The sequence below is a fragment of the Xanthomonas sp. SHU 308 genome (assembly GCF_000364645.1).
In the GTDB taxonomy this organism is placed as follows: Bacteria; Pseudomonadota; Gammaproteobacteria; order Xanthomonadales; family Xanthomonadaceae; genus Xanthomonas_A; species Xanthomonas_A sontii.
This window is the reverse complement of sequence record NZ_AQOK01000901.1, coordinates 1-8208: the sequence shown is the minus strand read 5'-3', so window position 1 is coordinate 8208 and position 8208 is coordinate 1. Positions and strand designations below refer to the sequence as shown.

Below are 8208 nucleotides of genomic sequence, written 5' to 3'. Positions count from 1 at the left end.
CCGCCGCCGCCGCGCCGTCCACCGACTGGCTGGCCGCCGCGACCATCTGCATGCCGATCGCGCCGGCCGCGTCCATGGTCACCTTGACCTGATCGGCGGAGAGCAGGCGGATGGCGCCGCCGTCGGCGCTGATGCTGCCGCGGTTGGCGACATGGTTGCCGACCAGGTTCACCGAACCGCCGTTGCCGGCGCGGATGCTGCCCTGGTTGACCACGCTGGCGGCGCCATGGTCGCCCCGCGCGAGCAGGTAGCCGTTGTCGTCGTCGCCGGCCAGGCCCAGCGAACTGGCGACCAGGCCGCCGACGTTCACCTGCGCGTGGTTGCCGAACAGGATGCCGGCGGAGTTGATCAGGAACACATTGCCGTTGGCGCGCAGGCTGCCGTCGATGACGCTGGCGCCGCGGCTGGCGTCGATCAGGTTGAGCGCCACCGCCGAGCTGGACGGCTGCACGAACACCACGCTGGCGTCCTTGCCGACGTTGAAGCTGTTCCAGTTCAGCACCGCCTTGGCCGCGTTCTGGTCGATCTGCAGCGTGCCGCCGTTCTGCGACACGGTGGCGCCGGTGGCGCTGGACAGCGACGGCACGCCGCTGGCGTGAGCCGGCGCGGCCAGCGCACAGGCCAGGGCGAAGGGCAGCAGCGGCGCGGCCAGGCGCGCCGCGCCGGTGCCGGTGGCGCCGGCGTGGCCGGTGGCGACTTCGGAGGCGACCTGGAGCACGCCGAGGTGGCGGTTGAAGACGAGGCGGTAGATGCGGTTCATGGAGATCCCCAGGTCAGAAGGTCAGGCCGAAGCGGGCCCAGTAGCGCACATCCTTGCCGTCGCCCGGCTTGGTGGTGCCGGTGGGCTTGGCCGCGGCCAGATCGAACGAGAGTCCGTGCCAGTCGGGCAGCCGGAAGCTGAGGCCGACGCCGGCACCCTCGAAGGTGGTGACGCTGTCGTACACCGCGCGGTTGGCGCCGTTCGGGTAGACCCGGCCGTAGTCGTAGAACACGCTGGCGGTCAGCAGCTGACCCCAGGCGCGGCCGCCGAACGGCGAGGCGGCGCTGGCGAAGCCTGGTGCGTCCACCTGGTACTCCAGGCCGGAGTCGAAGCCGCGGTCGCCGAGCGCGGCGCCGAGCGGGAAGGCGCGCACGCTGGTCGGTCCGCCCAGCGAGAACTGTTCCAGCGGGGTCAGGGTGTCGTCGCTGTACTGGCCGTTGACGCGCAGCTGCAGCCGCTGCGTGGCGGTCAGCCCCTGCAGCCGGGTGTAGCTCAGGCGCGCGACGGTGAAGTGGCGGTCGTGGCGGGCGTACAGGTAATCGGTCTGCGGCGAATCGTCGTCGAGCGCGCCGCGCACGCTGAGCTGCAGCAGGTCGATGGCGTGGAGCCGGCGGTCGTCGTGGCGCACGCTGGTGCCGAGTTCGGCCACGTCGAATTTCTGCTTGGACAACAGCACGCCCAGGCCCTGCAGGCGCGAGCTTTCCTTGACCAGGTGCAGCCAGCTCTGCACGCGCCAGGCGTCGGAATTGACGAACTTCCAGTCCAGGCCCAGCGCGCTCTGCTGGGTCGGGCCCTGGATGTCGAGCGCGGCGAACGCGCCGTTGTCGAGGTTGACCACGCTGCGCGTGTAGGACGCGCTGGCGCTGAGGCCGTCGACGCTGGCGATCGGCACCTGGTAGGCGAGGCTGCCCTGCCAGGTATTGGCCGGATCCAGCGCATAGGCGTAGCTGGCCGACAGGTGGTCGCCCAGACCGAGCGGGTTGTTCCAGTCCACGCCGAGCTGCGCGCGGTAGCGGCCGATGCTCGGGGTGCCGTAGTTGCTGGCGCCGACGCTGACCTGCAGCGGGCGCTCCTCGCTGGCCTGGATCACCACGTCGGTCTCGCCGGGGTTGGCGCCGGGCTTGAGCACGGAGGTGGCGGACACGCCCGGCAGGTCGCGGGTGTACAGCAGCGCCGACTGCAGATCCTGCTGGCGCAGGATCTGGCCCTGCAGGGCCAGGGCAGGGCTGGCGATCAGGCGGTCGTCGTAGCGGCGCGTGCCCTCGACGGTGATCTTGCCGACCCGGCCTTCGACCACGCGGATCTCGACCACCTGGTCCGGCCCCAGGGTCTGCACCGGCAGATATGCCCGGGCGACCAGGAAGCCGGCCTGGCGGTAGGCCTGGGTCAGCGTGTCGGCGATCTGCTGCAGTTGCGCGAAGCTGAGCTGGGCCGGCAGCGTGCCGCCGCCGAGTGCGCGCAGGCGCGCATCGGCCAGCGCCTGCAGGCGCGCCGGATCGATCTGCTCGCGCGGATGGTCGCCGACCCCGGTGACGCGGATCGCCTGTACCGCGATCGGCGCCGCGGCGTCGGTGGTGCTGGTGCCGGTGGCCGGGGCGGCCTCCTGGGCCAGTGCCGTCGCGCAGGTCAGCGTCAAGGCCAGGCCGGCGGCCCACGGAAGCACGAACAGGGCATTCGCCAGCGTACTCGGACGCGGACGGCAAGAAATCGTCATGGTGTTAAGGTGGCGTTAGGGTTGAGGCTCGCGCAATGTAGCCTTCCCACCGCCGATCAATCTGAGCGAATCTGAGCGCGCGATCACTCTTTGCGCGGTCCCCTGACACGGTGTCGGGATAATCCCCACAGCACGCTGTGCCAGCGCCGGGCGCTGGGCGGCCGCCATCTCAGTCAATCAGGGCATGCCTGCGCCCGGGTGGAACGCAGGCCCTGTGGTGATTCGCGGGTACTCGCCGGGTCTCTGAGAGCGTCCGGGTCGACCGCTCAGGCTGCAGTGGCGCACTGCGCGTCGCGCAACGCCTGCCGGTACGCCTTGGCGGTGGCGTCGTTATAGGCCACCAGGATGATCCGCTTGGGCACCGCATGCGCGCGCTGCCAGGCGTCGGTCTCGGCCACCGCGATGCGCGCGGCCTGGTGCAGCGGGTAGCCATAGACGCCGCAGCTGATCGCCGGGAACGCCACCGAGTGCAGGCCCATCTGTTCGGCCATGCGCAGGGCGCGCCAGTAGCAGTTGGCCAACAGGGCCGGTTCGTTGTGGGCGCCGTCGCGCCACACCGGACCGACGGTATGCAGCACATGCCGCGCCTTGAGCTGGTAGCCCGCGGTCGCACGCACCTCGCCGACCGGGCAGCGTACGCCCGGCTTGAGTTCCGGCAGGCGCCGGCATTCTTCCAGCAGTTCCGGGCCGGCGGCACGGTGGATGGCGCCGTCCACGCCGCCGCCACCGAGCAGGGACTCGTTGGCGGCGTTGACGATCGCGTCCACGTCGAGCTGGGTGATGTCGCCTTGCCAGATTTCGATCTTCATGCGCCGATCTTTAGGGGAGCCGAATGATGGATGCGTGAGGGTGTCGCCACCCGCCGCCGCGCGCTGCCACGGCCGCTTAACCGGCCAGCGGCAAGACTGACGCGCCCCCATCTCAGCACCTGCGACATGAACCCGAACCCGCCGCCGCCACAGGTCGCCGATGCCCTCGCGCAGGGCCAGATCATCAAGGCGATCAAGCTGCTGCGCGCGCACAGCGGCATGGACCTGCGCAGTGCGAAGGAGCAGGTCGATGCCTGGCTGCTGGCCGGCGCAGCGCGCACGGTGACGGAGATGCTCGACCGCCACGCCTCCGCTGCCGCAGCAGGCGCGACACCGGCAACGTCGGCCCCGGCGCAAACGCCGACCGAGGAACGGCGCCTGCCGCCGGCAGCGGAATTGGCGCTGCGTCGCGGCGAGCGGCGCACGGCCGCCAAGCTGGTGTTCGAGCACTATCCGGACATGTCGCTGCGCGAAGCACTGGAGATGGTGAAGCGGCATCTGCGCTCGGCGCCGACGCTGGGGGCTGCCTCGACCGTGGCCGCCGGCGACCGTGGTGGGGCCTGGCGTTGGGCGCTGCTGGCGCTGTTGCTGGCTGCGGCGGCGGCCTGGTGGCTGGCGCGCTGAGGCATGCCGACGCGGTCAGTGGCTACAGCCAGCGCGCGACCTGCGCGCAGTAGCGCGCATAGGCACTGCCGAAGCGTTCGCGCAGGCGCGCTTCCTCGTAGGGGATGACCACCCGCTGCAAGGCCAGCAGCGGCAAGGGCAGCAACAGCGCCGACCACGGCCAGCCGATCTGCACGCTCAGGCCGAGGTAACTCAGGGTCAGGCTGACGTACATCGGGTTGCGGGTCAGCCGGTAGGGCCCGTGGCAGACCAGGTGCGAGGGCGCGCGCTCGGGCAGCAGGGTGGTGCGGTCGCGCGCGAACAGCACGAAGCACCAGCACGCCAGCAGCAGGCCGGCGAGCGCGACGGCGCCGCCGCCCAGTTGCAGCCAGGCCAGCGCGGTGCCCTGCGGCAACGGCAACGGCAGCGCGTGCTGCAGGCTGGCGCCGAGCAGCAGCGCCAGCAGGAAATGCACCGGCGAGGTCGTGCGCACCAGCAACGGCACGCGCACCTGCGCACGTGCGGGCGGTGGATCGGTGCGGTCGGTTCGGTCGTGCATGCAGTCCTTCCCTGGTTCGGTTGCGGCCGCGCAAGTTTACGCGGCTGCCCACGGCGTCGGCGCGCGCGCGTCACGAATGGGCACGGGCGCGACCCGGCAGTGCCTCGTCGTGCGTGGCAGTGCGCGCAAACCCGATTACCCTAGCGCCCGTGCGGCACGTCGCAGACGCTTGCGTTCGACGTGTCGCGTCGTTCCGCGTCGATCGCGCCCGACGTGCCGGTCGTTCCCCTTCCGCCACCACTGTCCCGCCTCATGCCAATCGCTTCCGCCAGCAGCACCGCCGCCCCGCGCCGCCGGGTCATCCTCGAAGACGACATCGACGGCTTCACTCCTGCGCAGCTGTTGCTGCTGCAATCGCCCGAGGTGGAGGTGCTGGGCATCTCGGTGGTCAGCGGCAACATCTGGCGCGACGAAGCGCTGGCGCATACCCGGCGCCTGCTCGAGATCGCCGGGCGAGGCGAAGTGCCGGTGCTGCCCGGCCCGGTGTTCCCGCTGCTCAACAGCGAGGTGGCCACCGAGCGCTGGGAAGCGCTGTACGGCAAGTTGCTGTGGAAGGGCGCCTGGACCCGGCAGTGGGTCGAGCACGACACCGTGCAGAGCGCGCCGCGCTACCACGCCCACGACGTGGTCCCGGACCTGCCGCTGGGCAATCCCACCGTGGTGCAGGCGGCCAGCGAGCCGGCCGCCTTGTTCATGATCCGCAAGGTGCGCGAGTTCCCCGGCGAGGTCAGCATCGTCGCCACCGGGCCGCTCACCAATCTGGCCTTGGCGCAGCGGCTCGATCCCGACTTCGCCACGCTGGCCAAGGAACTGGTCTACATGGGCGGCAGCCTCAATCCGCGGCAGCGCCGCGACAGCGTCTCGGCGGCGCAGTTCGCGCGCGAGTTCGTCAATTCGCCGCGGCGCGAATTCAACATCCGCTGGGACCCGGAAGCGGCCAGTATCGTGATGCGCGCGCCGTGGCGGCGCATGGTGATGGTGCCGGTGGATCCATCCACCGCCACCGAACTGACCCCGCAGCTGCTGGCGCGGATGGGCGCCGCCGACACGCCGATCGGCCATGCGCTGCGTCGGCGCGAACCCGGCTTCCCGATGTGGGACGAACTGGCCACCGCGGTGTGGCTGCGCCCGGAACTGGCCACCGTCAGCGAGACGCTGTACGTGGACACCAACACCGAGTTCGGCGCCGGCTACGGCGACATCCTGTCGTGGGCGCCGGGCTATCAGCCGGGCCTGGGCGAGCAGGCGCAGCAGGTGGTGCGCGAGGTCGACGTGGCCGCCATCGAGCAGTTGCTGGTGGAGCGCCTGACCGCGCCGCAGCCGCCGGCGCTGGGCGCGCCGCTGCCGGTCTGAGGCATGGCGCACGCGGATCTGCAGTCCGCTGCACGCCACGGCGTCCTGGTGCGCAGCGGGCTCGTCGTCCTGCCGCTCGCGTGCGGGGCAGGCGGGACGCCGGCCTGGGGTGCACTGACATGAGCGTATCCGTGCCCGACGACCGCCTCGCGCAGGCGAAGGCCTTGGTCATGGCAGCGTTCCGGGAGCCGCAGCGTGCCGATGCGCTGCTGGCCGAGGCCGAGGCACTTGTGCGCGCCGCGGCCAGAGCGGCACCCGCCGATCCACGCCCGCTCACCTGTCTGGGCGCGGTGCTGTGCGATCGCGGGCACTACCGGCGGGCAGCGGCGGCACTGCGCCGCGCCGTGCGCCTGCAGTCCGACGATCGCAGCACCTACTTCAATCTGGGCGTGGCCTTGCTCAACGTGGACCAGCAGGCCGAAGCCATGGCCGCGTTCCAACACGCGGCCAGCCTGCGCGCCGCACCGATATCGTGGACGGCGTACTTCGATACGCACGCACAGTAGCGATGCCGCGCCGGTGCGGCATTGCCAGCTGCGCGCTTACGGCAGGCCGGCCAGCCAGTCGTCGTCGCTGCCTTCGTTGATGTCGGCGAACAGCGGCGTGGAGAAGTAGCGTTCGCCGGTATCCGGCAGCATCGCCAGGATCACCGCGCCGGGCGCCGCGGTCTCGGCCACGCGCAGCGCGGTGGCCACCGTGCCGCCGCCGGAGATGCCGGTGAAGATGCCTTCCTCGGCGGCGAGGCGCCGCGACACCGTGATGGCGTCGGTGTCTTCCACGCTCAGCACCTCGTCGTAGACCTCGCGGTTGAGGACCTCGGGCACGAAATCCGGCGTCCAGCCCTGGATCTTGTGCGGCTTCCACTCCTGGCCCTGCAGCAGGGCCGCGCCGGCCGGTTCGGTGGCGGTGATGTGCACTTCCGGACGCGCGAGCCGCAGCACTTCGCCGACGCCGGTGAGGGTGCCGCCAGTGCCCCAGCCGCTGACGAAATGGTCGAGCCGGCGGCCGGCGAAGTCGCGCAGGATTTCCGCGGCGGTGGTGCTGCGGTGGTAGGCCGGATTGGCCGGGTTGGCGAACTGCCGGGCCAGGAACCAGCCGTGCTGCCTGGCCAGTTCCTCGGCCTTGCGCACCATGCCGCTGCCGCGCTCGGCGGCCGGGGTCAGGATCACCTTGGCGCCGTAGGCGCGCATCAGCTTGCGGCGCTCGATCGAGAAGGTCTCCACCATCGTCGCCACGAACTTGTAGCCGCGCGCGGCGGCCACCATCGCCAGGGCCACGCCGGTATTGCCGGAGGTCGCTTCGACGATGGTGTCGCCGGGCTTGAGCAGGCCGCGCGCCTCGGCATCGAGCACGATCGCCAGGGCGAGGCGGTCCTTGACCGAACCGCCGGGATTGAACGCCTCGACCTTGACGTACAGGTCCACGTGCGCGGGCGCCAGCCGCTGCAGCTTGACGATCGGGGTGTGGCCGATGGTGTCGAGGATGTTGTCGTAGATGGCCATGGGCAAGGTCTCCGGGAATGGGGGGCGGGTCAGGCGGCGTGGGCCAGGGTAGGCGCCGCCTGCTTCGGGGAAGGTGAGGGCGGCGCGTGCAGCGGGGCGGCGCCGAACCAGTGCAGGGTGTCGGCCAGCGCGGCCACCTCGCCCAGGATCAGCAGCGCCGGCGCACGCACCGCATGCGCGCGGGCGGTGTCGGGCAGGTCGGCGAGGGTGCCGCGCACCACCCGCTGCTCGGCACGCGAGCCGTTCTCGACCAGCGCGAAGGGCGTGCCGGCGGCGCGGCCGGCGGCGAGCAGGCGCGTGCGCACCGTGTCCAGGCCGGCCACGCCCATGTACACCGCCAGGGTCTGCCGTTCCTGTGCCAGTGCGGTCCAGTCCAGGGTGTCCAGCGAGGCCTTGCAGTGCGCGGTGACCAGGCGCAGCGACTGTGCGTGGTCGCGATGGGTCAGCGGGATGCCGGCGTAGGCGGCGCAGGCGAGTGCGGCGGTGATGCCGGGCACCACCGCGTAGTCCACGCCGTGCGCGCGCAGGTATTCCAGTTCCTCGCCGCCGCGGCCGAACACGAACGGGTCGCCGCCCTTCAGTCGCACCACCCGGCGTCCGCGCCGCGCGTGTTCCAGCAGCAAGGCATGGATCTGCTCCTGCGCCACGCTATGGCCGTCGGCCGACTTGCCGACGGCGATGCGCTCGGTGCCGGCCGGCACAAGCTGCAGGATCGCGGCGCTGACCAGGCGGTCGTGCAGGACCACGTCGGCCTGGCGCAGGGCGTGCAGCGCGTGGCCGGTGAGCAGGCCGGGATCGCCGGGACCGGCGCCGACCAGGGTCACGCTGCCTGGGCGCAGCGGCAGCGCCTGCTGTGCGGCGGTCTCGGCGGCAGCGGCATTGGCTGCGGACGCCGGCTCGGCCGGCAC

General features: G+C 71.7%; 9 protein-coding genes. 3 read left to right on the top strand and 6 right to left on the bottom strand.

From position 1 onward, the window contains the following. The 3 genes from D588_RS26000 to D588_RS0123270 all read right to left on the bottom strand — a co-directional run. A partial coding sequence (locus D588_RS26000; RefSeq protein WP_043086951.1) for a filamentous hemagglutinin N-terminal domain-containing protein occupies window positions 1-760 on the bottom strand: 760 nt, incomplete at its 3' end. Window positions 761-773: 13 nt separating this feature from the next. After that, a complete protein-coding gene (locus D588_RS0123275) occupies window positions 774-2474 on the bottom strand; it encodes a ShlB/FhaC/HecB family hemolysin secretion/activation protein (protein ID WP_017917703.1) in 1701 nt (566 codons plus the stop codon). A 266-nt stretch (window positions 2475-2740) separates the two neighbouring features. Continuing rightward, entirely contained in the window at window positions 2741-3283 is a 543-nt protein-coding gene (locus tag D588_RS0123270; protein WP_017917702.1) for an O-acetyl-ADP-ribose deacetylase, read from the bottom strand. Window positions 3284-3409: 126 nt separating this feature from the next. Between D588_RS0123270 and D588_RS0123265 the strand changes: the two genes are divergently transcribed. Further along, the gene (locus D588_RS0123265) at window positions 3410-3907 is read left to right on the top strand and encodes a hypothetical protein (RefSeq protein WP_017917701.1); all 498 of its coding nucleotides are present in this window, start codon (window positions 3410-3412) and stop codon (window positions 3905-3907) included. A 22-nt stretch (window positions 3908-3929) separates the two neighbouring features. Here the strand turns inward: D588_RS0123265 and D588_RS0123260 are convergent, their stop codons facing one another. Then, entirely contained in the window at window positions 3930-4445 is a 516-nt protein-coding gene (locus D588_RS0123260; RefSeq protein WP_017917700.1) for an isoprenylcysteine carboxylmethyltransferase family protein, read from the bottom strand. A 252-nt stretch (window positions 4446-4697) separates the two neighbouring features. Here D588_RS0123260 and D588_RS0123255 point away from each other — a divergent pair, with 252 nt between their 5' ends. Together D588_RS0123255 and D588_RS0123250 are read left to right on the top strand one after the other, a co-directional pair. Beyond that, window positions 4698-5798, top strand: coding sequence for a nucleoside hydrolase (locus tag D588_RS0123255; protein WP_017912988.1), 1101 nt, complete (start codon window positions 4698-4700; stop codon window positions 5796-5798). Window positions 5799-5968: 170 nt separating this feature from the next. Then, window positions 5969-6304, top strand: coding sequence for a tetratricopeptide repeat protein (locus D588_RS0123250; RefSeq protein WP_232764355.1), 336 nt, complete (start codon window positions 5969-5971; stop codon window positions 6302-6304). Window positions 6305-6340: 36 nt separating this feature from the next. Here D588_RS0123250 and cysK read toward each other — a convergent pair whose 3' ends face one another. Both cysK and cobA read right to left on the bottom strand, forming a co-directional pair. After that, window positions 6341-7300: a cysteine synthase A gene (gene cysK / locus D588_RS0123245; protein WP_017908608.1), complete on the bottom strand. Its 960-nt coding sequence runs from the start codon at window positions 7298-7300 to the stop codon at window positions 6341-6343. A gap of 29 nt (window positions 7301-7329) precedes the next feature. Continuing rightward, the coding region (gene cobA / locus D588_RS0123240) for a uroporphyrinogen-III C-methyltransferase (protein ID WP_017917698.1) at window positions 7330-8208 on the bottom strand (879 nt) is incomplete at its 5' end.